Origin of the sequence: Bombella sp. ESL0378 (assembly GCF_009725845.1) — a bacterium.
Taxonomy (GTDB): domain Bacteria; phylum Pseudomonadota; class Alphaproteobacteria; order Acetobacterales; family Acetobacteraceae; genus Bombella; species Bombella pollinis.
Window position 1 is genome coordinate 182,529 of sequence record NZ_WNIF01000005.1, and the last position, 25,303, is coordinate 207,831.

The following is a 25,303-nucleotide window of genomic DNA, read 5'->3' on the forward strand; positions in this document are numbered from 1 at the left end:
TTAGGCATCTCTGTTGCGAAGAAGTAGATACTGTGTCTAATTGAACACAGATTGATTAAGGGGCGAACCCTTCGGCAAGAAGGAGAGCGCGAACATCCTCCAAGGCGACATCACGACAGGTGAAGGCTTTGCCAATGCCGTGGAGGAGGATGAAGGTTACTTTTCCTTCGCGGAGTTTTTTATCCCGCCCCATATGTGCCAGAAGAGTCGCTGTACTGAGATTATGGGGCAAGTCGGCCTTTCCTACAGGCATATTGAGCTTATGTAGATGGGCATCTAGGCGTGCGAGATCGTCTTGTGGGGCGAGTCCCATTTTGACCGAAAGAGCAAGAGCCATATGTAGGCCGATAGATACAGCCTCCCCATGTAAGAGCCGCCCATCATAATGAAACTCGGCCTCAAAAGCGTGGGCGAAGGTATGGCCCAGATTAAGCAAGGCGCGCCCGCCAGAGTGGGCAGATTCCCGCTCATCGTCTTGTACGACTCCGGTTTTAAAGAGGCAGGCACGGCGTACCGCTTCGCCTAGAGCGGCAGGGTCGCCTTTTAAGACGGCATGGCCATGTTGCTCACACCATGCGAATAATCTTTCATCCGCAATTAAGCCTGACTTAACGATTTCTGCATACCCCGCTACGAGCTGGCGTGGGGGGAGTGTGTCCAGCACGGTTGTATCAGCTAGAACGAGGTTAGGCTGCCAGAAGGCTCCGATGAGATTCTTCCCGGCTTTTGCGTTGATGCCGGTTTTCCCGCCGACAGAGCTATCAACTTGAGCAAGCAATGTGGTGGGGATTTGGATAAAGGGTACGCCGCGCAAAATGCTTGCAGCAACAAAGCCAGCAAGATCCCCTACAACACCACCGCCAAAGGCTATGATGGTTGTGCCGCGCTCTATCCCTTGGGCGAGAATCGTTTCAATGACGTCTTCAAATCGCTTGAGGGATTTGCTGCTTTCCCCGGGCGGTACGGTGATGGTGGCAAAATGGATGCCAGCGCGGGTGAGGCTTTCTTCTAGCGCAGCGAGATGCAAGGAGGCGACCGTGCTATCTGTGAGGATAACAGCGCGGTTATTGGGCAGGTGAGGGCGGATGCGTAAGCCTGCATCATGCAAAAGCTGAGGGCCGGTGAGTACTTCATAGCTATGGCCTGCCAATGTAACGGGAACATGATGCGGTGGTGTGGCTGTGGCGAGTTGGGTTGTGATGGTGTGTGTGGCGTGTTCCACGCTTTCATCTCCACATTCGATGATAAGGTCGGCCTCTGCGTAATAAGGGTAACGCTCTTGGGCGAGGCGGCGGAGGGTTGCTTCTGGGTCGCCTTGGGCTAAGAGAGGCCGGTTATGGCGATTATGGAGGAGACGTTTGAGGAGGGTTGGCATGGGGACATGCAACCATATAGTGCAAATGTCTGTTCGTTTATGGCTAAGGGCGCGGGTGCGTGGGTGCATCCACGCTCCGCCGCCTGTGGCAAGGATACATGGCCCCCCCTTGAGGAGGCGGCGTATGACCCGATGCTCTCCCGCACGGAAATGGGCCTCTCCATGTTGGGAGAAGATTTCTGCAATGCTTTGGCGGCTTGCTTTTTCAATTTCGGCATCAGTATCGATAAAAGGGATACCGTAATAGTGCGCAAGTTGGCGGCCTAGCGTGGTTTTGCCAGCCCCCATGAGGCCAACAAGCACAATAATATGAAAAGGGGGCTTCTCTGACGAAGCGCGCGGGGAAGGAGAGTGCGACATAGCGTTTTTCTATCACGGCTAAAGAGGCGGGGGTAGGTCTCCTCTATGTTTAAGAGCATGTTGGAGAAGGAGGGTTTTTAAAATGGCTTCTTCCCTTTATAAGTGTGTCATATCCTTTGGGGAGTGATTTTATGAAAGTCATTGTGCGTTTGGCTGTGGCCTTATTGGTCCTGATTATACTGGCAGGGGGCGGCTATATCTTAACGCATGGGGAGCATGCTCCTGCTCCTGTTATGGTTCATCATGACTTAGTGCCCCATGCTGCACCTAGCGCGCCAGCACAGACAAGCGGGGGGGCAAGCTTGCCGGAGCTACCCCCTGTTGGAGGGCATTGAAGCATCGCACTTTTATGGTGGAGTCTGCGGCTCTTATAGATTCGTTCTTGGAGACGATGTTGGCCGAGCGCGGGGCGGCTCAAAAGACGCGGCAAGCTTATCGCGCTGATTTGGAGGATTTCGCCCGTTGGTGTGCGCCGGAGTCCGTAGCTGTAGTGCCAGCAATGCGTGTTCACGCCTATTTTGCGGCGTTAGGGCGCGCGGGGCTTGCCGCACGCACACAAGCGCGGCGGCTTTCTGCCCTTAAACAATTTGCCCGCTTTTTGCTTCAAATGGGTGTGCGTGAGGATGATTTTACAGCAGGCCAAGCAACGCCACGTTATCAGGCGGGCTTGCCTCATCCGCTTAGCGAAGCTGAGGTGCAAAAACTGTTGGAGAAAGGCACACGCGGCCATGCTGATGTGCGGCGCGATTTACTGGCTCGCGTAGCGTTAGAGCTGCTCTATACAACGGGCCTGCGGATTAGCGAACTCCTCACCCTTCCTGCGCAGGCAGTGCGTCATAAGGGAGGGATGTTGCCCATCCGCGGCAAAGGCGGGCGGGAGCGATTGGTGCCGTTCTCTCATGCTGCGCGAGAAGCGGCAGAGGCCTTGATAGCTTATGATAGCGTGTTGGATAGCCCGTGGCTGTTCCCTGGTCGTAACCCCCAAAAGCCCTTAACCCGGCAGGGTTTTGATAAGATTTTGCACGCTTGTGCGCTTCAAGCGGGAATAGACCCGCAACGGGTTAGCCCGCATGTATTGCGTCATTCCTTTGCCACACATTTGCTCAATCGCGGTGCTGACCTTAGAGCGTTACAGATGTTGTTAGGCCATGCTGATATTACGACCACGCAAATCTACACACAGGTGATGACAGAACGGTTGAAAGAAACAGTTCGGCAATATCATCCCTTAGGACGAGGGGGATGAGGGGACGAGTTTCTCGTTAGGAAATGCAAATAAGGGCTATTTTAGGCTCTCTTGGCGTGCTATCGGGCAGGGTATGCGCCAGTTCCTAGATTTTGAAAAATCAGTTGCCGAGCTTGAGACCAAGATCGGTGAACTTCGTCAGGTTAGCCGCCAAGAAAATGGGGCCGGCCTGGATGGTCTGAATATTGATGAGGAAATGACCCGTCTGTCTGAAAAGGCGGATAAGCAGCTTCGCACTTTGTATGGCAAATTAACGCCATTGCAGAAGGTACAAGTTGCACGCCATGCACAGCGGCCTCACGCTTTGGATTACATCGAATCCCTCATGACAGAATACACCCCTCTTGCGGGGGATCGTCTTTTTGGGGATGACCAAGCTCTTATCGGGGGGCTTGCGCGCTTTCGGGGTCAGCCTGTTGTGGTGATTGGCACAGAGCGTGGCTCTGATACAGAGAGCCGTTTGCGTCATAATTTTGGGATGGCACGGCCAGAGGGGTATCGTAAGGCGCAGCGTTTGATGCGTCTGGCAGAGCGTTTTGGCCTACCGATTCTCACTTTTGTGGATACTGCTGGCGCATGGCCGGGGATTGATGCTGAGGCACGCGGTCAGGCCGAGGCGATTGCGCGGGCGATTGATACATGCCTGCAAGTAAAAGTGCCGTTGATTGCTACCGTAATTGGTGAGGGTGGCTCTGGTGGGGCGATTGCCATTGCCGCAGGGGACCGTGTGTTGATGTTAGAACATGCGATTTACTCGGTTATTTCGCCAGAAGCGGCGGCTTCTATTTTGTGGCGGGACCCGAAGATGGCCCCTAATGCCGCTGAAGCTTTGAAATTGACAGCTCATGATTTGAAGAAATTAGGGCTGATTGATCAGATTATTGAGGAGCCTGTTGGTGGTGCACAGCGTATGCCTGCCGAGGCGATTGACCGTGTTGGTGAGGCCATCGCAGAGGCTTTGGCCGCTGTGAAGGCAATCCCTAAAGAGGATTTGCTGCCATCCCGCAGGGAGCGTTATTTGGAGATGACGCGCGCTCATTGATATGTAGGTAGTATTACGCCGTATAAGGCCGCCCCTCCCATTATAGGGGCGGTTTTTTTATGGTGAGACTGGTATGTGGCAGCTTTAAGGGAGTTTTTTAGTATCTTGGAACGCTCTGTATTACATCAATAATTCTTCACAATAACCTCGTTTGGCTCTTTTCCTCTGCTTCCCCCTTTGCAGTTAATGGCTCTTTTGGCGGATACTGTTTTGATATCAAAATCGCGATATAGCTCTCTAACAATCTCGGTATTAGAGTTAGAGAGCATGGCTTTGACCCCTTTGTGTGAAAGCTCTTTAAAGAGTGCGGCAAGGTCTTCTTGGTCTTGCAGAGTAAACCCCTGCTTTGTGTAGCTAGAAAAGTTAGCTGTTGGTGTCAGCGGCACATAGGGGGGGTCGAGATACACAAAATCCCCTTTTTGAGCGGTAGAACGCACTTTTTTATAATCATGGCGGCTAATGGATATAGATTTTTCATTAAGATAGCCATGGATAGCGGTTAAGTTTGTCGCATCTAGGATGTTTGGATTTTTATATTTGCCGAATGGGGTATTGAATTGGCCCTTTTTATTCTCTCGATACAGGCCGTTAAAGCATGTTTTATTCAAGAATATAAACCGGCTGGCTTGCTCTACCTTGGAGAGCGTAGTCGGGTCTTGGGCGCGTATGGCGTAAAAATAATCAGGGGTGTTCTGATGTTTGCTGAGAGCCTGCAATAGGCAGGGCAACTCATCTCTGATGATCGTATAAGCGTTGATGAGGTGAGAGTTAATGTCCGAGATGGCCGCCTTTTGGGGCAGTTGGCTAAAAAAGAGTGCGCCACCGCCTAAGAAAGGTTCATAATATGTATTGAACGCCTCTGGCAGTTCCTCTTGCAGGATAGCAACTAATTGACGTTTACCGCCAGCCCATTTCACAAATGGTTTGGGGTGGATAAAATTGCTTTTGTCTCTTGAGAGAGGCATTTTGCTGATTTTCTTCCAGACAAAGGAACAAAGGAATACCTTGTTTAATGATATATCATACCTATTTATGTATGGCTATTATAGAAAATATCTTAGATTGACATAAGCTTTAATACATTCTCTATCTTAGGACAGGGCGTTTTTTAACGGTCTATCTTTATAGCGTTGTGGCTTCAGCTTACTAAAAAACATGAGTAGGGGATATAAGATGACAAAAAAGACCATATCAAGGGATGAGGCTTTACATAATTTACGAAAATATATAGGCCATGATTTAGGGCTTTACGCTGAGAAATATAACATTACTATAGAAAAAGATGGAAAGATTAATAAAGGGTGGAAAGGGCAGGTTTTAGAACAGTTAGCGGGTTTGGATAATAACAATATTAGGGCACCAGACGGAGGAGATTTTGAGTTAAAATCTGTAGTGCATACAAGAAAAGGCGATAAATGGGACCCCAAGGAAACAATGGCCATTACGATGATAGATGAAGCGTCCTTAGCGAAAGAGGATGATTTTTATAAAACTCATCTATGGAGCAAGTTAGAAAAATTAATATGCTGCGCTACCTCTTTTGAGGGGAGCGGGGCGAAGACAAGTAAATTATTAAGCGTAACCTCTTTTGAGTTTTTAGATGGTGATGAGACAATAAAGGAGATAAAGAAAGACTATGAGGATATTAGAGAGAAATCTATAAAAGATGGTTTCCATAGTTTAAGTGGAAAAGATGGAACATGGATTCAACCAAGAACAAAAGGTCAAGGAGGGGTTAATCCAAGAACTGGGCAGCCTAACCCTAAGACCCGTGCATTTTATGCGCGCAAAGATTTAGTGAGGAAACTCTTCGAGCCTAATGCCAAGGCTAAGTCTTCCTTACATAAGGTCTCTGGCGCGCAAATAGGTATCCCACTAACAGATGACGAATAAACGCACTGACTCCCCGTTGGGGGAAGGGGCCGCTTAAAGGCGTGTTTAGTCTGTATGACGGGGAGGGTCGCCTTCTAGCGGTGTGAAGCCGAGGCCTTGCAATAAGTGCTTAAGGGCGGCCCCTGCATGGGAGACGGCTTGGTCATCATACCCTTTGGCTACAAGAGCCACGCCGCGTTTTGGGCCGGCATCAAAGGGGTAAGAGCCAATATCTAGCATAGGGTAGTTATGTTGCAGGGCAGTGAGGGGCTCAGCAAGGTCGCCTTCATACACATCATAGCTATACCAGCTTACGCTGGATAAAGGGGAGCCTGCCTCTAATTGCGGGATGAGCCATGAGACCATGGCTTGAAAAATACGCGGCACCCCCGCCATGACATGGACATTGCCTAAAGAGAAACCCGGCGCGGTGGAGACGCTGTTTTTAATAGGCGTTGCTCCTTGGGGGAGCCACGCCATACGCTGGCGGGCTTTATTAAAGCTCCCGGCAGGGAAAAGGGCTTCAAGCTGGCGGAAGCTTTCCTCATGGCATATCAGCGGGACGTTAAACGCCTCGGCAATGCACGCGGCGGTAATATCATCATGGGTGGGGCCAATGCCCCCGCTTGTAAAGAGGAGGTCGAACCGGGCGCGACATTCATTAACCGTTGTGATGATATGAGCAGGAATATCGGGGATGACACGGACCTCTACCAACCGAATCCCTTGATGATTGAGGGCTTGAGCAAGGACGCGCACATTTGCATCTTGTGTGCGGCCGGAGAGAATCTCATTACCAATGACAAGAAAACACGCTGTACGGGAAGCCATAAGCTTAGAATTACCTTATAATAGCCACATCCCCATAGGTTGTAGGGTGTCCTATCAGCCTAGGGACGTGATGAAGGATGTATGAACCACCCTCACTATGGGCCTATTACGGTGGTAAGAAAAGGAGTGTTCGCTATGGAGCTAGAATATCACAAACCTGTTTGTCTCTCGGACCTCCGTGCCATGCTAGGGGAGGGACCAGTTTGGATAGCGGCAGAGCAGTCCTTTTATTTTGTGGATATTCATAGCCATCGTGTCCATCGCTATTGCCTTGCAGATGCTACGCTCAAGAGTTGGAATGCCCCTAATCGGATTGGCTTTCTCCTCCCTGTCAGTGATGGCACATTTTTGGCGGGGTTGCCTGATGGGTTGCATCGGTTTGATGTTAAAACCGGATATTTTGAACATGCGTGCACGATAGAGGCAGAGGATCCCGATAACCGCCTTAATGATGGCTGTGTGGACCAAAAAGGGCGCATCTGGTTTGGCACGATGGATGAAGGCGAGAGCCGGGAGAGTGGTGCCCTTTACCATGTTGAGCATAAAAAGGGTCAACTTAGCGTGTCTCATTGGGATAGTGGCTATACGGTCTCAAACGGGCCAGCACTCTCACCTTGTGGCAAGGTACTTTATGCTTGCGATAGCCCGCGCCAACGTATTTATGCGTTTGATATTACAGAGGCAGGCGAGCTTAAAAATAAGCGTATCTTCGCAACCCTGACGAAAGGGTATCCCGATGGTGTGGTGACCGATAGTGAAGGTAATTTATGGTGCGGCACATGGGCTGGTGGTCAGATTACGCGTTTCCGGCCTGATGGAACGATGATGGAGCCTATCGCTTTGCCAGTCTCTAATGTAACGAAGGTTGCTTTTGGGGGCGTGGATTATAAGACCGTTTTTGTAACGACCGCACGGAAGGGCTTAACCCCTGGTATGGCAGAGGCGCAGCCTCAAGCGGGGGGGATTTTTGCCTTCCGTACCGATATTGCTGGTAACCCCCAACATAGCTTCGCGCTGGAGCCGCTATAAGGCGGCGTCTCAGCCATTATGCCCGCTATTAGTGAGTGAGCAATTCTTGGATGTGGGGGATGAGGGGCGCATCCGCCTTTGGCATAGGATACGTCCCTAAATCTTCAGCAGAGACCCAAGCGAGGGTTTGCCCTTCCCGCCCGATAGGGTCGTTCTCCCATTGCCGGACGACATATAGCACCATGAGGAGATGGAAGGTTGCGCAATCCTCACTCACAAAAGTAAGGGGCTTTAGGGCTTCTGGTGCCACAATGAGGCCCAGTTCCTCATGGAGTTCGCGCACTAAGGCGGCCTCTGGTGATTCGGGGACTTCGACCTTCCCACCGGGAAACTCCCATAATCCTGCAAAGCTTTTGCCCTCTGGACGTTGGGCCAGCAGGACCGTGCCATTATCTTTTATGAGAGCGGCTGCTGTGACGAGTAAGGTACGGGGACGGAAAGGTGTCGTCATGCAATATTCCCATTAAGATGGACTGACCAGAGGAAAGATAAGGTTAAAATGCGCCTTTTATGCCACAGGGAAAAGAGGAAAAGTTAAAAAAAGGATAGAATCCTTGGCGTAAGCGCAGTAGGCCGGTAAGGAAACCGGCCTGTTATGAAAGGATAATCATCGGTTATTCTGTAACAGTGTGTGGCTAGTTTATCACCATTGGAATATGCGAGGGATTTGAGCATAGTGCGCCGTCATCTTCTTTTATCGTCTGTTGTGATGTCTGTTGGCTTGGGGGGCGCGTCTGCTTTTGCACAGACAAAGCCGCAGAAGCCTGCTTTAGCACATGGAACAGCAGGCAAGAAGTTGGCGTCCTCTATGGCTGCGCATCCGGCAAAGAAGGGGGCTGCGCCTGCCCAGCAGGCGGGGGCTCACGCTGCTCCAACTCATCACAAGCCGAAATATGTTATCGCAAAAGGCGTGCAGACGCTCTCTGTTCATGCAGGGCATGTTAGCCGCGCGGCAGAGATGGTGGTGCCGAAAAGCGTGATGAAGCAATATGTCCCCGGTACCAGCCCTTATAAGGCGTTGGACCGTATGCCGGGGGTTAGTTTTACCTCGACTGACCCTTTCGGTGTGGATAGTTTTGGGGCCAATCTTTACGTCCGTGGTTTCTTTATGAATCAGCTAGGCGTAACGCTTGATGGCATCCCGCTAAATGACCAGACCTATCAATCGGTTAATGGGTTGAGCTTGGCCTCTGCTATCATCCCTGATGATATTGATAGCATCACTATGTCCCAAGGTGGGGGTGGGGTGGATGTCCCCTCGACCAACACGCTGGGCGGGACAATTCGTTTTACCTCAAGCGACCCGGCCGATAAATTGGGGGGGAAGGTTAGCCAAGCTTTTGGGAGCTATGGCTCCTATCGGACTTATGCTCGGTTTGATTCTGGACGGCTGAATGAGTCGGGGACGAAGTTTTACACCTCTTATGCGCGTACAGATGAGGGAATGTGGGAAGGGAAGGGTGATCAGTTCCTCCAACAAGTGAATGCGAAGTTAGTGCAACCTGTTGGTGAGCGTAGCAAAATCTCTGCTTTTTTTGACTGGACAGACCTGCAACAGCAAAATTACCCAGACCTCTCTTTGGGGATGATTCATAATCTGGGATGGCGTGTGCCTCATCTCTATCCTGATTACAAAAAAGCCTATCAATGGGCGCAGCAATGCAATAATAGCCCGAATAATTTTCTCGCTTATCCGGGGTCTAATGGGCAGGTCAATGCATGCCAAATGCCGTATTATGACGGGGGGCAGCGTGAGACAAACTTTTTAGGTGGGTTGAACTTCGATTTCGCATTAACTGACCATCTCACATGGCACACAACTGTTTATGGGCATGGGCAGTCGGGTAATTATAGCTACACAGCCGCCGCCTCTGCTGCTTCGACCGACCCGGACCTCCAAGTAGCAACACCTAATGGTGTACCGCTTTATCAAGAGGTGTGGAAGAATAGCCAGCAGCGTTTTGGGGTTAATAGTAGCCTGCAATATCGTATTGCTCATCATAAAATTGAGACCGGTATTTGGTATGAGAATAATAACCAAACAGCAGGTTTATATAATTACCTAGAGCCAGAATTAGGGGCGGGGAATCCTGTTAAAGCCGTTGGGCCATATAATGTGTATGGCCCAGCTGACCGGGTATATAACTTCCGCTGGCGTACCAATGTGGTGCAGACGCATCTACAGGATATTTATAGCATCACGCGTAATTTGACGCTGACAGCGGGCTTCCGTTCTCTTATCTCCCAGACATCTGGTGGTGGGCATGAGAATGATAATTCATGGGCTGCGCTGGATGCAGGGGGGCTGTCTTCTGGCTCCTTACATGCGACAGGGGCATTTTTGCCGCATTTCAATCTTGATTGGCGGGTGAATCGCCATCATGAGTTCTATATTGATGTCTCTAAGAATATGCGTGCTTATGAGGTCTCCGGTACAGGGGTGGCAAACTCCCTCTTTTCCGTCCCGAATCAGCAGGAGTTCCTACGGCAAAAGGCGCAGAGCAAGCCTGCAAGAGCATGGACCTATCTAGGGGGGTATCGTTTTACGACCTCCATTGTGCAGCTAGATGCTACCGTTTATCACTCCACCTTAATGCACGAGCTTCTCGCTGGGGCACGCGGGACGATGTTTAACCCGATCTCTGAGGAGTTTGACTTCGGGCGTATCTCTATGACGGGGGCGAATGGGAGTATTGCCATCCGTCCATTGCCGGGCTTGGTGATTACCAATACGCTTAGCTATAATAGGGGGCGATATGAGCGTAATATTACCTCTAGCGCGGGGAATTATTATCCGCTCAAAGGTAAGAGCATCGCTAATTACCCAACATGGATGTATAAAGCCTCTATTGCCTATACATGGCATGGATTGAACGCGCATCTTGATGCGAATTATTTCGGCCGGCGTTATTATAGCTTTATGAATGATACCTCTATTGGTGGTTATTGGCTGGCCAATACAGGGGCTAGCTATACGTTTAAGAAACTGGCTGGCGTGCGTGATGTTACAGTGAGTTTTAACGTCTATAACCTCTTAAATACAAAATATATTGCCATGATGGGTGAGAATAATAACCCACCTGTAGGGGATTATCAGTCCCTAGAGCGTGGGGCCACGCGGGAATATTTCGGGACGATTAGCGCAGCGTTTTAAGGGGAAGGCCCAGCCTGTATTATGAGAGGCTGGACCGATTGTGCTAGCGTTGTGCTGTTGCAAGCTCTGCAGCAAGGGCGGTTATAAACTGAGCGGCGACCCGGCCAGAGCGGCTTCCTCGTTGGATAGCCCATTGGAGGGCACGGCGGTGGAGGTCCTCCTGAGCGATGGGGAGGTGCCTTTCTGCGGCATAGGCATCAATGATGCTGAGATAATGCTCCTGCGTTGCCCCATACAGGCCAATCCAGAGGCCGAAGCGGTCGGAGAGGGAGAGTTTTTCCTCAATCGCTTCCCCCGGATTGATGGCATCTCCGGCTTCATTCTCAATCATATGACGCGGCATGAGATGGCGGCGGTTAGAGGTTGCATAGACCAATACATGCTCTGGCCTGCCTGCAATGCCACCATCTAGGATGGATTTGAGCGATTTATAATCGGCATCTTGTGCCTCAAAGGAGAGGTCATCACAAAAGAGGATGACCCGGCGGGTGCTACAGCGCAATAGGGCGAGAAGCTGCGGGAGAGTGTGGAGGTCATCGCGGGGGATTTCGATGAGGGCGAGGGGAGGCTGGCCTGCCTTGCGCTGCTCCTCATTCACCCGGAGAAGGCAAGCTTTGACGAGGGAGGATTTTCCCATCCCGCGTGCGCCCCATAGCATGACATTATTTGCCGCTAAGCCTTGGGCAAAAAAGCGCGTATTGGCCAGCACTTTTTGCATTTGCTGGTCGATCCCTTTTAACAAAGAGAGTGGGACGGTCTGCATAGCTTTAAGTGGTTGTAGGTTGGCTGTTGTGCCTTGCCAGAGGAAGATGTCGCTGCGTTCATCCTCTAATACGGTAGGGTCTGCTGGGGGTGGGGCGATGCGCTCCAAACTCTCGGCGATGCGGGTTAAAAGGGGGAGGAATGCAGCGGAAGGCATGGTCTTTTCCTAGAATGAAGGTTGACGTGTGGTGTCGGCACTATATGGTCGCCAAGCGTTTCTCCCTAAGATGGAACTAAACTGACTTATGAACAATCTTCTTTTCTCTACAGCCTATGCGGCTGATGCAGCAGCTAGCCCGTTTAGTGCAGCGGGATTGGTGCAATTTGCTCCAATCCTTTTGGTGTGTGTTGTGTTCTATTTCTTGCTGATTCGCCCTCAGCAAAAACGCCAGCAGAAGCTGCGTGAGGAGCAAAGCAATTTGCGCCGTGGTGACCGCATCGTGACCTCGGGCGGCATTGTGGGGACTGTGCAAGCAACCCGTGATGATTCGCAGGAAGTGGATGTGGAGATTGCCCCCGGTGTGAAGGTGAAGGTCATCCGCAGCACGATTAACACCGTCCTTTCACGCGAAGGCAAAGCGGCTAACGATTCATAATCGTTATAAACGATGCCCTAAAGAACCCCCGCCACGAGTAATCATGGCGGGGTTTCTTTTATAGATGCCGTGGGGCAGGAGGTTTAGGCCCCTTTAAGGCAGGCCTCGGCATAGTCGTAATTAGCGAGCTTATCGAGGAAGTTTGTCACATAATCAGGGCGGCGATTGCGGAAGTCCAGATAATAGGAATGTTCCCACACATCTAGCCCAAGGAGTGTACGCCCTTCATCCTCGGAGAGGGGGTTGGCGGCATTAGCGGTTTTGGTAACCTTCAGCTTGCCATCAGAGCCTAAAACCAGCCACGCCCAGCCGGAGCCGAACTGCGTTGTTGCGGCTTGTTTAAAGGCGGCCTTAAAAGCATCGACAGAGCCGAAATCCTCAACCAGCTTCTTCTCTAACGCACCGGGGATGCGCCCGCCTTTAGGGCTGAGGCAGTTCCAGAAGATGATGTGGTTCCAATGCTGGCCAGCATTATTAAAGACTGGAGTGAGGGCGGAATCTGTATGGGAGAGGGCGATAATTTCCTCAAGGGATTTACCAGCAAGTTCTGGTTTACTTTCAATAAACCCATTAAGGGCCGTAACATAGGCTTGATGATGTTTACCGTGATGCAGCTCCAGCGTTTCTTGGCACATGCCAGCAGCAGCCAAAGCATTTTCCGCATAGGGGAGTTTGGGGAGCTCAAAAGCCATTGTGAATCTTCCTTACTTATAGGAGAGGGGAGGCACGGAGTACCGACCCCCTCATGACGTCCCTTTAGCTATGGCGGCGGTGCGGGAACGTCAAGGGAGCGAGAGGAGAGATGGGCAAAAAAAAGAGTAAAATGGTCCAAATAATCTTATAATTGAGAAATCGTATCAAAAAAGCCCCGCTCTAGCAGGGCGGGGCTTTTAGGGAGGGGAGAATTATTCCCCATCATCATAATCATCATCGACATCAGCAGGATGACGAATAGGCGGGCGGGAGCGGTTATCGGCATTGCGGCGGGTGAAATGATGGGCAATATCCGCTAATTCCACAAAATGGTCGGTCTGGCGGCGGAGGTCATCACCAATCATTGGGGGGGTGGTTTTAACGGAGGAGATGACTGTCACACGGACACCACAAGCTTGCACCGCCTCTACAGCACGGCGAAGGTCGGAATCGCCACTGATGATGACGATGTGGTCCAACCGTGGGGCCTGCTCGATAAGGTCCACAGCCAGCTCGACATTCATATTCCCTTTGATGCGGCGTTGGCCAGATTGGTTGGTGAACTCCCGTGCTGTTTTAGTGACGAGATGGTAGCCATTATAAGCAAGCCAATCTGTCAAGGGGCGTAGGGGGGAGTAATCCTCTGTCTCTGGCATAGCAGCGTAATAAAAGGCGCGTTGAAAGGCTGATTGCTGCTCAAACAAATCCCGCAGTGCTAGGAAGTCCACCTCAAAGCCAAGATTGCGGGCTGCATGGTGGAGGCTGGCCCCGTTGATGAAAAGTGACGTGCGATCGTTTTTGCGTAGCAGAAGGTTAGACATATAGCTCACTATAGGATTTTAAGTTGATGGGGTTATGCTAGGAGGAACGTCCTGTTTGCTCAGGTTTAGACCGTCAAATACTCTTGGCTTATGTGGTGGTAAACACCTTTTTCTTTCCCTGCTCCATAAATGGCTTTTGTGATGATGTAGCATCATCTGTGGTAAAGGCATGCCGCATGGAGGACAGGACAGCCCCTATGCCCCTTCTTACAGCTTTACGTTGCATCAATAAAGAGATTTATGATAGTTGCTCGCACAGATTGTGCGATAGGTGGGTGTGATGCCATTCTTTTCGTGCTAGGCTGGGGCGGTTTTGCGAGAGAGCAAAGTCTGCTCGGTGTGATATTACAGGGGGAGAGCCAGTTTTATGGCACGTGTGACCGTAGAGGATTGCATTGAGAAGGTTTCAAACCGTTTTGACCTCGTATTGCTGGCTGCTCAGCGGGCGCGTGGTCTCTCCCGTGGGGAGGAGTTACAGGTCCCACGCGATAATGATAAAAATACTGTTGTAGCCCTGCGTGAAATTGCGGAGGACCATGTCAGCCTTGAAGGGCTGAAGAATGGGATTGTCCGCTCCATGGGCCATCAGCCAGAAGTTGAGCCTTCGGATGAGGAAGTGCTAGATTTGATCCCAACAGACCAGAATATCTTTGGTTTGCAGGATGTCTCCGCTGAGGAAGAAGCCGCTAATATGGCTGCTGATGAAGCTGGTTCTGGCCGGAGACGTCGCTAATCTTTAAAAGGCCGCCTCCTCTGTAAGCGGGGGAGGGGGTTGTTCTCGCACTGTTCTCCCAATTAGGGGGCTAGCGGGATGGAATGGAGGCGGGGTCGTGGGTGGTGAGTCGTTGCTTTCATCTGGAGGTTCAGAGGGAAAAACGGGTGAGACGGCCAACCCCGCGCCTAAAGACTTTCATCCGCCTATTCATGGTCTGTTAGAGCGTATTCGGCAATATGATGCTTATGCCGACCTTGCCCAGATAGAAAAAGCCTATGACCTAGCGGCAAAAGCACATGAGGGGCAATGCCGTGATAATGGCGACCCTTACATCACGCACCCTATCGCCGTAGCGAATATTTTGGCGGGGTTTCATATGGACCCTGTCTCCATCATGGTGGGTTTGCTCCATGATACGGTGGAGGATACGGGCGTTACGCTGGAGAGCTTAACGCACCAATTTGGTAAAGATGTTGCTGCTATTGTGGATGGCGTGACCAAGCTTACGCGTTTGGAGCTGCAATCCGACCGGACAAAACAAGCAGAGAACTTCCGTAAGCTCGTTTTGGCGATGTCGCGTGATATTCGCGTCCTCATCGTCAAGTTGGCCGATAGGCTGCATAATATGCGGACCTTGCATTATGTGCAGCGGACGGATCGCCGCCAGCGTATTGCGCGTGAGACGTTGGATATTTACGCTCCCCTTGCCGAGCGCATCGGTATGGACCGCGTTAAGACAGAATTGCAGGATGTCGCTTTTGCGAATCTGGAGCCTGATGCTGATGCGACTATTCGCGCCCGGTTGAATTATCTGCGTGGCCAAGGCGCGGATATGATTGAGCAAATACGTTGTGAGTTGCTCACTCTTTGTAAAGAAGCTGGGGTAGAGGGGGCGGAGGTTGTTGGCCGAGAAAAGACGCCTTATTCCATCTGGGAGAAGATGAAGCGGCGCAATGTCGCCTTTGAGCAGCTCTCGGATATTATGGCCTTTCGTATCCTCGTGCCTACGCGGGAGGCATGTTATGCGGCCCTGGGGGCTGTGCATGGGGCTTACCCGATGATTGCCGGGCGGTTTAAGGATTATATCTCCACGCCGAAAACAAACGGTTATCAATCCTTGCATACAGGGGTGACGCTTTACCGCCCTCATAGCCAAAAGATTGAAGTGCAAATCCGCACGCCAGAGATGCACGACCTTGCCGAAAATGGCGTGGCCTCGCATTGGAGCTATAAAGATGGCTCTAACCCGAGTGAATATGAAACGGCTGTCTTGTCTGAGACCTTCGGGGCTTACACGCGTAAGCTGCGTTGGGTGCAAGATTTGTTGGATATTTTGGAGGATAGCCAAGGCCCTGATGAGTTCTTAGAGAATACGAAGTTAGAGCTTTATCAAGACCAAGTCTTTTGCTTTACCCCCAAAGGGCAGCTTATCTCTCTCCCGCGTGGGGCGACCCCGGTGGATTTTGCCTATGCGGTGCATAGCCAGATAGGGGATCGCTGCGTTGGGGCTAAGGTGAATGGTAGGCTCGTCCCGCTAAAGCATATTTTGCAAAATGGGGACCAAATCGACATCATGACCGCACGGGGGGGCACACCTTCACCCTCGTGGGAGCGGTTTGTCGTTACCGGCAAAGCGCGGGCGCGTGTACGGCGGTTTGTTGCTCTCCAACAGCGGCAGAATAATGTAGAAAATGGCCGTGGTGCGGTGGCGCGGGCCTTCCGTCAAAAAGGGGTGGATGGCTCTGAAAAGGTGTTGGAGGGTATTTTAGGCACCTTAAAGCAGAATAGCCTTATAGATTTATACGGGGCTGTTGGGGCGGGTCATATAGACCCGAAAGATGTTGTTGGGGCGGCATATCCCGAGCTTTCCCGCCAAGGGCGCGCCCCGCGGATTGTCCCCGGCTTATCTCCGCGTTTGGAGGAGCGGTTAGGCCAGCGGCCTGCACCACCCAAACCCCTTAATAGCCATGATAGCCCCTTGATTGAGGGCATCGGGAGTGGGATTGAGATTAATTTCGCGGGGTGTTGTCGCCCTCTGCCGGGGGACCGGATTGTCGGGATTATTGCGCCCTCAAAAGGGGTGACGGTGCATCGGCGGAAATGTCATAATCTCAGCATGTTCTCCGACATGCCGGAGCGTTTTTTGGAGATTTCGTGGAGCGATGAGGCTATGGGGCGTGTCGGGCGGGATGCCCCCCGCTATATGGCGCGGCTCTCTGTTGTGGCAGGGAGTGACCCGGCTGTTCTTGCGGCTCTTACCAATCTCGCAACGCGGCATGAGGCGAGTGTGGTGAATTTGCGGATTGTGAATCGTCAGCTCGATTTTATGGAGATTTTGGTGGATTTGGAGGTCCGTAATAAAGGCCATCTTGCTACGGTTTTAGCGAGTTTCCGCTCCGAGAAAGGCGTCCTCCAAGCAGAGCGGACGAAGGGATAACCCGTATGATTTTGGGTATTGGGGTGGATGTCTGCGCCATAGCGCGGATAGAGGGAGCCTTGGCGCGGCATGGGGAGGCGTTTTTGCAGCGTGTTTTTACGCCAGCGGAGCAATCTTACATACGTAGCCTCGCCCCTACGGCCCAAGCGGGGGCTTGTGCCAAGCGTTGGGCCGCAAAGGAGGCTTGTGCTAAAGCTTTGGGGACAGGCTTTGCCGAGGGCGTGCAGATGCAGGATATAGCTGTGGAGCGTAACGCGAAGGGTGCGCCGTTTATGAGTCTCTCTGGTAAGGCTGCGGCTCTTTTGCAAAAGCGTACGCCAGCGGGCCATTATGCTGAGATTTTGGTGAGTATGAGTGATGATGCCCCTCTCGCAATGGCACAGGTTTTGATACAGCTTGTCCCTATAGGTGATGTAGAGAAAAGCGCAGCACGGTAAATTAACGCATGACCCCACAGGCCAAGCAGGCTATGCCGGGTGGGTTAGATTTAGGATATAGAGAGATATGAGCGCAGAGACATCATTAGAGCCATCAGAGCAGAAGGAGAGCCTTGGGGCCTCTATTCGGCAGATTATCTTATGGATTGTGCTGATTGTGGCTGTGCGGTCTTTATTGGTGGAGCCTTTTAATATTCCCTCCGCCTCGATGGTGCCTACGCTGCAAGTGGGGGATTTTGTTGCTGTCTCTAAGATGAGCTACGGCTATTCCCGCTATTCCTTCCCGATGTCGCCTTCTTTCATCTCTGGGCGTTATTTTGCCAGTATGCCTCATCGTGGGGATGTAGCGGTGTTCCGTTATACGCAGAATACCTCCATTGATTATATCAAGCGTATTGTTGGCTTGCCGGGGGACCGGATTCGTATGGAGGAGGGGCGGCTCTTCATCAATGGGCAGGCCGTGCCAAGGCAGGATAAAGGCCCTTATAGCGTGCAGGATGAGCGCGGCTATGTGCTTTCTGGCACGCGTTATCGTGAGGTGATACCGCGGGAGGATGGTCGCGTTGTTGCGCATGATATTTTGAAAATGCGTGACCATGACCTCGCTAATAATACGCCGGAATATATCGTCCCGCAGGGCTGTCTTTTCGCTATGGGGGATGATCGAGATGATAGCTCTGATAGCCGCTTCCAAGGGGGGCGTGAGACAGGGGCATGTGCGGCCCCACCGGGGAATGCGTATCTCAGCGATAGTAGCGGGCATGACCTCGGATTCGTCCCTGTAGGAAATCTGGTGGGTAAGGCGAAGGTTGTTCTTTTCTCTGTAGAGATGCGCCATCCAGCATGGCAATTTTGGTACTGGCCTGTGGAGATTCGGTGGGGCCGCTTTTTACACGGTATCGACTAATGATGACACGAGAGGACGCCGTTCGCCTTGTGGAAGCTAAGCTGAATCATCATTTTGAGGATTCAGCTCTGTTGCATGAAGCTTTGACCCATCGCTCTGCCGTGCCTCGGCGGGCAGGGCGGAATCGGGGACAGAAGAAGGACCAAAAGGGCGTAAAGAAGCCCCGTGGGCAAGGCTCTAATGAGCGGTTGGAGTTTATAGGTGACCGTGTTTTGGGCTTGCTCATGGCTGAATGGCTGTTTGAGCGGTACCCAGAGGAGCAAGAAGGGGCCTTAGGGGCGCGCCATGCACATTTGGTCTCACGCCCTGTTTTAGCCCGCATTGCGGAGCGGATTGAACTTTCTGAGGCTATACAAATTGCCCAACATGAGGAACATGCCGGGATTCGCGAGTTAGCGAGTGTCCTTGCCGATGGGATGGAGGCCCTTTTAGGGGCGTTATATCTTGATGCTGGGCTGGAGCCTGCACGGCATGTTGTCCGCCGCTTATGGGATAGGGATATTGAGCGGAGCGGCCAGCCGCATAAAGAGCCTAAAACGTTATTACAAGAGTTTTTGCTAGGCCGTGGGGAAGCTTTGCCGCATTATGAGCTGACGTCTGCTGAGGGGCCATCTCATGCGCCTGTATTTTGTGTGGAAGTGCATGCGCTAGGGCAGGTCGGTGTTGGGCAGGCGGGCAGTAAACGCGCGGCAGAAAGTGCTGCTGCAAAAGCGTTGTTAAAGCAGTTAGGACGGGAGGTGGACCATGACTGAGGCTTTTACCCATCCAGAGACATTATCCCCCGCTCATGATGGTGTGGCTCGTTGCGGGTTTGTGGCTCTAGTAGGGGCTCCTAATGCTGGTAAATCCACCTTGATGAATTATATCGTGGGGACCAAGCTTTCCATCGTTAGCCCTAAAGCACAGACGACACGCTTTCGGACTTTAGGCATTGTCATGCGTGGGGCAGCGCAGATTGTGTTTGTGGATTTGCCGGGGATTTTTAAACCCCGTCGGCGGTTGGACCGCGCGATGGTAAAAGCGGCTTGGAGCGGTGTGCAAGATGCTGATTTAAGCCTTTTATTGATTGATAGCCGCATTGGTTTGACGGATGAAATCCGCGACATCATCACCACGCTAAAGGAAAGCAAACGTCCTGTCTGGTTGGTGCTGAATAAAACCGACCTCATCGCCCATGATCAGCTTCTCCCCCTGACCAAAGCCGTTACGGATTTGCTGCGGGTGGAGGAGGTGTATATGGTCAGTGCGCGCTCTGGTGACGGGGTGGATGGGTTGTTAGATGGGCTGGCCAAAGTCTTGCCTGCAGGGCCATACCATTATCCAGAGGATGACCTAACGGACCTGCCTGACCGTTTTCTTGCTGCTGAGATTGTGCGGGAGCAGGTGTTTTTACAGACCCATGAGGAGATTCCTTATCATGCCACTGTGGAGACGGAATCGTTTAAAGTGCGGCCTGATGGGTCAATCCGTATTGATGTAACAGTTTATGTCTCGCGGTCTGGTCATAAAGCGATTTTGATTGGCGAGCGCGGCCAGCGCATCCGGGAGATTGGGATGCGGGCGCGGAAGCAGCTATCAGGCTTGCTTGGCGCGCCGTGCCATCTTTTCCTGAATGTGAAGGAACGTGCAGCATGGGATGAAGAAACAGCCCGCCTCCGTGCCCTTGGTCTTGCTGAGCATAGCTGAGGGTTATGAGTTTTTCTTGTTTGCTGAGAGTTGGCTCTGTATGAGAGGGCTGACAAATATCCGGACACCCCTAAGCTAGAGAGCCCCTACGATTATGAGTTCCGCCCCACAAAACCCTTCCTTCCCTTATAAACGTGTTCTCCTCAAAGTGTCTGGTGAGGCCCTCATGGGCAAAGGGACAGCCGGTGTAGACCCGGAGATGGTGGATATGGTCGCGGCCGATATTGCCGCCGTGGTCGCGATGGGAGGGGAGGTGTGCCTTGTTGTTGGGGGCGGCAATATCTTTCGCGGGTTAGCCGCAGCAGCCAAGGGGATGGACCGCGTACAGGGCGATTATGCCGGGATGTTGGCAACGGTTATCAATGCGCTCATGTTGCAAAATGCGTTGGAGAAGCGCGAGGTTGAAACCCGCGTGATGACGGCTATTCATATGGCGTCTATCGCTGAGCCTTACATCCGGCGGCGTGCTTTGCGGCATATGGAGAAGGGGCGAGTTGTTATTTTCGCTGCGGGGACGGGTAATCCTTTCTTCACGACCGACACCGCCGCGGCGTTACGCGCAAATGAGATGGAGTGCGATGCCCTCTTTAAAGGGACGCAGGTTGATGGTGTTTACTCTGACGACCCACGCCGCAATCCTGAAGCCACGCGGTATGAGCAGCTTACCTATATGGATGCTTTAGCACGCAACCTGAAGGTTATGGACGCTGCCGCTGTGAGCCTTGCGCGAGAGAATACGCTGCCCATTATTGTTTTTAACATTCATGCACCGGGTGCCTTTGCTGCGGCGATGAAGGGGGAAGGACCCTTTACGCGCATTGTTGAAGGCTGAGGTAAGACGCGCTAAGCGCGTTTAAAAGAATGGTTTTTGAGGAAGCATGTTATGAGTACAGAATTAAACACCCTGCTAGATGACCTAAAACGCCGCATGGAAGGCGCGATAGAGAGTTTGCGGCGAGACCTCTCCGGCCTGCGTTCTGGTCGGGCTAGCCCTAATTTGTTGGAGCCGGTGCGGGTGGAGGTTTATGGCTCTGTTGTGCCGCTCTCGCAGGTTGGCTCTGTCGCTGTGCCAGAAGCGCGTATGCTAACAGTCTCCGTATGGGATGCTAGCGTTGTGTCCTCTGTTGAGAAAGCGATTCGCGATAGCGGGCTGGGGCTGAACCCTGCCGCTGAGGGTCAGACGATTCGTGTACCCATCCCTCAATTGACGGAAGAACGCCGCAATGAGATGGCCAAAGCCGCGGCACGCTATGCCGAAGGCGGACGTGTTGCTGTGCGTGGTGTCCGCCGTGATGGGATGGATAAAGCCAAAGGGCTAGAGAAGGATGGCGATATCAGCCAAGATGACCTGAAGGTCTGGACAGCTGCCATCCAAAAACTAACCGATGATTATATTGGCCGGGTTGATACGCTGCTTGCTGATAAAGAGCGTGATATTAAGCAGGTCTGATCGCTAGAGTCGTGGTGGCTTCTTCCCTCTCATCATCTGCTAAGGATGTTCCCGCCGTGCCGCGCCATATGGCTGTGATTATGGATGGTAATGGGCGTTGGGCGCAGCAGCGCGGCTTACCTACAGTGCAGGGCCACCGCGCTGGTGGGGAGGCTGTGCAGCGTTGTGTGCGGGCTGCCATACAAAATGGGGTGAAGTATCTCACCCTTTATGCTTTCTCCTCCGAGAATTGGCGGCGCTCTGGTGATGAGATCAAGGACCTTACCGGTCTGATGCAATTTTACTTGCGCCATCGCTTTAAGGAGCTGGATGAGCAAGGGGTACGGCTGCGGATTATTGGTGAGCCTGAGCGTTTTGGGGCAGCTTTTTGTAAAGAGTTACGCCGTGCGGAAGATAAAACCGCACAGAATACGCGGCTAACGCTAATTTTGGCTTTGTCTTACGGGGGGCGTGCAGAAATTGCCGCAAGTGCGCGCGCTTTGGCAGAGCAAGTAAAAGCCGGGACATTACAGCCAGAAGCGATTGATGAGGGCCGCTTTGCCTCCGCTTTGCAGACACATGATGTCCCAGACCCGGATATTGTGGTCCGTACAAGTGGAGAGGCACGCCTGTCCAACTTCCTCTTATGGCAGTCTGCCTATGCGGAACTGATTTTTCTTGATGTGTTCTGGCCGGATTTTAGCGAGGCTGATTTTGCAGAGGTTCTCCAGCATTATAAAAGCCGCCAACGGCGGTTTGGAGGACGGCCATCATGACGGAGCTGCAAAAGCGTATTCTCTCTAGCCTCGTTTTAGTGCCTATCGTGCTGTTTTGCTTATGGTCGGGCGGATGGGTGTACCGGGCATTAGTGCTTCTGGTTATGATAGGTCTGGTCTGGGAGGGTGAAAGCCTGCTCGGCCAACGGATGAAAACTCTGCGTGGTGTCTTGTTGATGTTATGGCCGCTTTGCGCGGGGTTGATCGCGATTAAGGGGCAATGGTTGGCTGTGGCGTCTTTGGTGGGGGCGAGTCTTTTGTTTGGTCTCCCCACTTGCGGGCCGGTGTTGGTCTCCATTTTTGGGGGGATTGCCCTTTTATGGCTGCGTAGTCGCCCAGAAGGCTTGTATGAGACACTCTTTGTCATATTTGCCGTGATTGCGAGTGATAGTTGCGCTTATGCGACAGGCCGTTTGATTGGCGGGCCTAAGCTTGCCCCAGCGATCTCCCCCGGTAAGACCATTTCTGGCTCTATCGGAGGGATTATAGGAGCTGTGGTGATGGGCGGGGTCATTGCTCATGCTGCGGGGGCGGGTTGGTCTGTTAGTGCCTGTCTTATGGGGGGCATTTTAGCCATTGCGGCCCAATGTGGGGACTTGATGGAGAGTGCCTTTAAGCGGCGTTTAGGGGTAAAGGACTCGGGTAAGCTGATTCCCGGTCATGGCGGGTTGCTAGATAGGCTAGATGCGCTGTTACTGGCAGCCCCCATTGCGGCGTTATGTGCTCTATGCAGCGGTCAGGCAGCCTTTTGGACGCTATTTTAGGCTTATTTCTTTAAGGATTTGGTGGGTGATCTGCTATAGGGCAGAGGCTTTTATGCGAGATGATGGAACAATTAAAGGAGAGGGTGTTTATGGGTGGAGGTTCTGAGCGGCGGCGGGTCAGCGTATTAGGCAGCACGGGCAGTATTGGTGTTTCTACCGTTGACCTTTTAAAAACGCAGGCAGAGTCCATCCAAGTGCGGGCTCTGGTAGGCGGGCGGAATGCGGCTCTTTTGGCAGAGCAAGCGCGTGCGTTAAATGCGGAGCTAGCCGTCTTAAATGATGAGAGCCATTATGCCGAGCTTAAAGAGCGTCTAGCCGGGACATCTACAAAGGTCGCAGCAGGGCGGCAAGCTGTGATTGAGGCAGGCGCGCTAGAGGCAGATTGGACCATGGCCGCCATCACAGGGGCGGCGGGTCTCGCCCCTACATTGGCAGCGGTGCAAAATGGGCATCAGGTCGCTTTAGCCAATAAAGAAGCCCTCGTTTGCGCGGGGGATGTCATGCTCAAGGCCGTGCGCGATGCCGGGGCAGAGTTGCTGCCGGTTGACTCCGAGCATAATGCGATTGTCCAATCCCTCGGCGGGGCGGATATGTCTTTAGTGGAGAAGATCGTCCTTACCGCTTCTGGCGGGCCATTCCGCCGGGCGAGCAAGGAGGAGATGGCCAAAGCCACGCCAGAGCAGGCTTTAAAGCATCCAACATGGTCTATGGGGGCGAAGATTACGATTGACTCAGCCTCTATGGCCAATAAAGGGTTAGAGGTCATTGAGGCCGCACGCCTCTTTTCGCTGCCGGAGCATCAGATAGATGTTCTGGTTCATCCGCAATCGGTCGTGCATGGGATGGTGTGTTTTCGGGATGGGAGCTTCGTAGCCCAGATGGGTACGGCTGATATGCGGATTCCCATCGCTCACACATTAGCGGCCCCTACGCGGATGGAGACAAAATGCGAGCGGTTGGATTTTGTAAAGCTTGGCCGGATGGAGTTTGAGGCCGTTGATGAGGACCGTTTCCGCCCTCTCGGTCTAGCTCGCCAAGTATTGCGAGCAGGCGGTGTGGCCCCAACGGTGTTCTCCGCAGCGAATGAGATTGCCGTTGAGGCGTTTTTAGCAGGGAAGATTCGTTTCCTCGGTATTGGCCAGCTTATTGAGGCAAGTTTGCAGGCTATGCCCGAGAATCCAGAGCCAACCTCTTTGGAGGATATTTATCATTGGGATGAACGTGGTCGCGTCCTCGCCCGTGAGCAAATGGAGCGTATGAGCTGATGATGCATACCGTATATACGGTTATTGCCGGGTTAGTCGTTTTTGGGATTGTCGTGTTCGTTCACGAGATGGGGCATTATTTGGCCGCGCGCTGGCGTGGGGTGCAGGTGGATGTATTCTCCATTGGTTTCGGCCCAGCTCTGACATCATGGCAGGACCGGGTAGGGACAAAATGGCAAATTAGCCTCTTGCCACTGGGGGGATATGTTAAGCTGCATGGCTTTGAGAAGCACCCTGATGCCCCCGCTGAGGAAGGCGATGAGAACGCCTTCAACCGCAAGTCCGTTCTCTCCCGTGCGCTTGTAACTGTCGCAGGGCCGGTGTTCAATTTCTTACTGACCATCATATTATTTGCTGTTTTGCTTTCTTGCTTCGGCAAACCAGAGGCAAAGCCCGATATTGGTAGCCTCGCTGCTAATGGTGCCGCTAGCCGTGCGGGCTTAAAGTTGGGGGATGAGATTACCAAGCTGGATGGGCATCGTATCCTCAGCATTGGTGATATTCAGACGCAAGTAGCGGCTCATCCGGGGGCAGTGATGCAGGTCAGCGTGATGCGGGAGGGCAAAGAGCTAGAACTCCCCGTGACGTTGGATCGTCTCACACAAGATGGGCATGAGGTCGGCCGTTTAGGCGTGGGCTTTATGTTGAAGCATGGGGCACCTTTGCCTGTTTACAAGGCTATTCCCGCAGCGTTTGGGCAAACATGGGATATGTGCGCTAATATGCTGGAGGGCATTTGGCAGATTGTCAGTGGGCAGCGGAGCGCGAAGCAGCTCTCGGGGACGATAGGCATTATTCATATGTCCGGCCAAGCGGTGGACTATGGGGTGGCGAGCGCAGTTGGGTTTGTGGCACTTTTGTCGCTTAATTTAGGTTTGATTAATCTGTTCCCCGTGCCGATGCTTGATGGCGGGCATTTGCTGTTTTATGCCTGCGAGGCTGTCTTAGGTCGTCCTTTATCAGAACGGACACAAGGTTACGCGCTGCAATTTGGATTATTGCTCGTTGTGGCTCTTTTTGTCTATTCAACAGTGAATGATCTCAGGGGGTTGGGTGTTTTTCACTGGTTGTTTGCACATGGGGGTTGATTTTTGCCCCCTCAATGA

General features: G+C 52.3%; 25 protein-coding genes and 1 pseudogene. 19 read left to right on the forward strand and 7 right to left on the reverse strand.

Going from position 1 to position 25,303, the window contains the following annotated elements:
• Positions 1-55: 55 nt before the first annotated feature.
• Complete coding sequence (gene aroB / locus GM556_RS02425; RefSeq protein WP_155579160.1) at positions 56-1,735, reverse strand: 3-dehydroquinate synthase; 1,680 nt, start codon at positions 1,733-1,735, stop codon at positions 56-58.
• A gap of 131 nt (positions 1,736-1,866) precedes the next feature.
• Between aroB and GM556_RS02430 the strand changes: the two genes are divergently transcribed.
• The 3 genes from GM556_RS02430 (at position 1,867) to GM556_RS02440 (ending at position 4,023) form a co-directional block, all read left to right on the forward strand.
• A complete protein-coding gene (locus GM556_RS02430) occupies positions 1,867-2,070 on the forward strand; it encodes a hypothetical protein (RefSeq protein ID WP_155572931.1) in 204 nt (67 codons plus the stop codon).
• 14 nt (positions 2,071-2,084) lie between these two features.
• The gene (locus tag GM556_RS02435) at positions 2,085-2,981 is read left to right on the forward strand and encodes a tyrosine recombinase (RefSeq protein WP_155579272.1); all 897 of its coding nucleotides are present in this window, start codon (positions 2,085-2,087) and stop codon (positions 2,979-2,981) included.
• A 73-nt stretch (positions 2,982-3,054) separates the two neighbouring features.
• On the forward strand, positions 3,055-4,023 hold the full coding sequence (locus GM556_RS02440) for an acetyl-CoA carboxylase carboxyltransferase subunit alpha (RefSeq protein ID WP_099026123.1): 969 nt from the start codon (positions 3,055-3,057) through the stop codon (positions 4,021-4,023).
• Positions 4,024-4,148: 125 nt separating this feature from the next.
• On the opposite strand, the gene GM556_RS02445 is transcribed toward GM556_RS02440, so the two are convergent.
• Entirely contained in the window at positions 4,149-4,988 is an 840-nt protein-coding gene (locus GM556_RS02445) for a DNA adenine methylase (protein WP_155579161.1), read from the reverse strand.
• A gap of 208 nt (positions 4,989-5,196) precedes the next feature.
• Here GM556_RS02445 and GM556_RS02450 point away from each other — a divergent pair, with 208 nt between their 5' ends.
• The gene (locus GM556_RS02450; protein WP_196424584.1) at positions 5,197-5,916 is read left to right on the forward strand and encodes a MutH/Sau3AI family endonuclease; all 720 of its coding nucleotides are present in this window, start codon (positions 5,197-5,199) and stop codon (positions 5,914-5,916) included.
• A gap of 45 nt (positions 5,917-5,961) precedes the next feature.
• On the opposite strand, the gene GM556_RS02455 is transcribed toward GM556_RS02450, so the two are convergent.
• Positions 5,962-6,726, reverse strand: coding sequence for a molybdopterin-binding protein (locus GM556_RS02455; protein WP_155579162.1), 765 nt, complete (start codon positions 6,724-6,726; stop codon positions 5,962-5,964).
• Positions 6,727-6,861: 135 nt separating this feature from the next.
• Between GM556_RS02455 and GM556_RS02460 the strand changes: the two genes are divergently transcribed.
• Positions 6,862-7,755 carry an SMP-30/gluconolactonase/LRE family protein gene (locus GM556_RS02460; protein ID WP_155579273.1) on the forward strand — a complete coding sequence of 298 codons (894 nt, stop codon included), beginning with the start codon at positions 6,862-6,864 and terminating at the stop codon, positions 7,753-7,755.
• Positions 7,756-7,783: 28 nt separating this feature from the next.
• Here the strand turns inward: GM556_RS02460 and mutT are convergent.
• A pseudogene (mutT, locus tag GM556_RS02465) lies at positions 7,784-8,191 on the reverse strand (8-oxo-dGTP diphosphatase MutT); the annotation flags it as partial.
• Positions 8,192-8,431: 240 nt separating this feature from the next.
• Here mutT and GM556_RS02470 point away from each other — a divergent pair.
• On the forward strand, positions 8,432-10,909 hold the full coding sequence (locus GM556_RS02470) for a TonB-dependent receptor (protein WP_370513572.1): 2,478 nt from the start codon (positions 8,432-8,434) through the stop codon (positions 10,907-10,909).
• Positions 10,910-10,952: 43 nt separating this feature from the next.
• Here the strand turns inward: GM556_RS02470 and GM556_RS02475 are convergent, their stop codons facing one another.
• Positions 10,953-11,828 carry an ATP-binding protein gene (locus GM556_RS02475; RefSeq protein WP_155579163.1) on the reverse strand — a complete coding sequence of 292 codons (876 nt, stop codon included), beginning with the start codon at positions 11,826-11,828 and terminating at the stop codon, positions 10,953-10,955.
• An 88-nt stretch (positions 11,829-11,916) separates the two neighbouring features.
• Here GM556_RS02475 and yajC point away from each other — a divergent pair, with 88 nt between their 5' ends.
• Positions 11,917-12,267, forward strand: a complete 351-nt coding sequence (gene yajC, locus GM556_RS02480) for a preprotein translocase subunit YajC (RefSeq protein ID WP_099026118.1) — start codon at positions 11,917-11,919, stop codon at positions 12,265-12,267.
• Positions 12,268-12,350: 83 nt separating this feature from the next.
• Here yajC and GM556_RS02485 read toward each other — a convergent pair whose 3' ends face one another.
• Positions 12,351-12,959, reverse strand: coding sequence for a superoxide dismutase (locus tag GM556_RS02485; RefSeq protein ID WP_155572937.1), 609 nt, complete (start codon positions 12,957-12,959; stop codon positions 12,351-12,353).
• Positions 12,960-13,172: 213 nt separating this feature from the next.
• The gene (locus GM556_RS02490; RefSeq protein WP_099026116.1) at positions 13,173-13,781 is read right to left on the reverse strand and encodes an NYN domain-containing protein; all 609 of its coding nucleotides are present in this window, start codon (positions 13,779-13,781) and stop codon (positions 13,173-13,175) included.
• 367 nt (positions 13,782-14,148) lie between these two features.
• On the opposite strand from GM556_RS02490, the gene rpoZ reads away from it, so the two are divergent.
• The 12 genes from rpoZ (at position 14,149) to rseP (ending at position 25,285) form a co-directional block, all read left to right on the forward strand.
• A complete protein-coding gene (gene rpoZ / locus GM556_RS02495; RefSeq protein WP_155572938.1) occupies positions 14,149-14,514 on the forward strand; it encodes a DNA-directed RNA polymerase subunit omega in 366 nt (121 codons plus the stop codon).
• Between the two features lie 112 nt (positions 14,515-14,626).
• Entirely contained in the window at positions 14,627-16,933 is a 2,307-nt protein-coding gene (locus tag GM556_RS02500) for a bifunctional (p)ppGpp synthetase/guanosine-3',5'-bis(diphosphate) 3'-pyrophosphohydrolase (protein ID WP_155579275.1), read from the forward strand.
• 5 nt (positions 16,934-16,938) lie between these two features.
• Positions 16,939-17,370: a holo-ACP synthase gene (gene acpS, locus GM556_RS02505; protein ID WP_155579164.1), complete on the forward strand. Its 432-nt coding sequence runs from the start codon at positions 16,939-16,941 to the stop codon at positions 17,368-17,370.
• Between the two features lie 67 nt (positions 17,371-17,437).
• Positions 17,438-18,277, forward strand: coding sequence for a signal peptidase I (gene lepB / locus GM556_RS02510; RefSeq protein WP_155579165.1), 840 nt, complete (start codon positions 17,438-17,440; stop codon positions 18,275-18,277).
• The gene (gene rnc / locus GM556_RS02515; RefSeq protein WP_155572941.1) at positions 18,277-19,029 is read left to right on the forward strand and encodes a ribonuclease III; all 753 of its coding nucleotides are present in this window, start codon (positions 18,277-18,279) and stop codon (positions 19,027-19,029) included. The genes lepB and rnc overlap by 1 nt, the downstream gene beginning before the upstream one ends.
• Complete coding sequence (gene era, locus GM556_RS02520; RefSeq protein ID WP_155572942.1) at positions 19,022-19,963, forward strand: GTPase Era; 942 nt, start codon at positions 19,022-19,024, stop codon at positions 19,961-19,963. Before rnc ends, era begins: the two co-directional genes overlap by 8 nt.
• A gap of 94 nt (positions 19,964-20,057) precedes the next feature.
• Positions 20,058-20,795, forward strand: coding sequence for a UMP kinase (gene pyrH / locus GM556_RS02525; protein ID WP_155572943.1), 738 nt, complete (start codon positions 20,058-20,060; stop codon positions 20,793-20,795).
• A 51-nt stretch (positions 20,796-20,846) separates the two neighbouring features.
• Positions 20,847-21,413: a ribosome recycling factor gene (gene frr, locus GM556_RS02530; RefSeq protein WP_099026109.1), complete on the forward strand. Its 567-nt coding sequence runs from the start codon at positions 20,847-20,849 to the stop codon at positions 21,411-21,413.
• A 68-nt stretch (positions 21,414-21,481) separates the two neighbouring features.
• Entirely contained in the window at positions 21,482-22,168 is a 687-nt protein-coding gene (uppS, locus tag GM556_RS02535; RefSeq protein ID WP_155573489.1) for a polyprenyl diphosphate synthase, read from the forward strand.
• The gene (locus GM556_RS02540; RefSeq protein WP_155579166.1) at positions 22,165-22,932 is read left to right on the forward strand and encodes a phosphatidate cytidylyltransferase; all 768 of its coding nucleotides are present in this window, start codon (positions 22,165-22,167) and stop codon (positions 22,930-22,932) included. The genes uppS and GM556_RS02540 overlap by 4 nt, the downstream gene beginning before the upstream one ends.
• A gap of 89 nt (positions 22,933-23,021) precedes the next feature.
• Positions 23,022-24,197: a 1-deoxy-D-xylulose-5-phosphate reductoisomerase gene (dxr, locus tag GM556_RS02545; protein WP_155572945.1), complete on the forward strand. Its 1,176-nt coding sequence runs from the start codon at positions 23,022-23,024 to the stop codon at positions 24,195-24,197.
• Positions 24,197-25,285: an RIP metalloprotease RseP gene (gene rseP / locus GM556_RS02550; protein ID WP_230873252.1), complete on the forward strand. Its 1,089-nt coding sequence runs from the start codon at positions 24,197-24,199 to the stop codon at positions 25,283-25,285. Before dxr ends, rseP begins: the two co-directional genes overlap by 1 nt.
• Positions 25,286-25,303 lie beyond the last annotated feature (18 nt).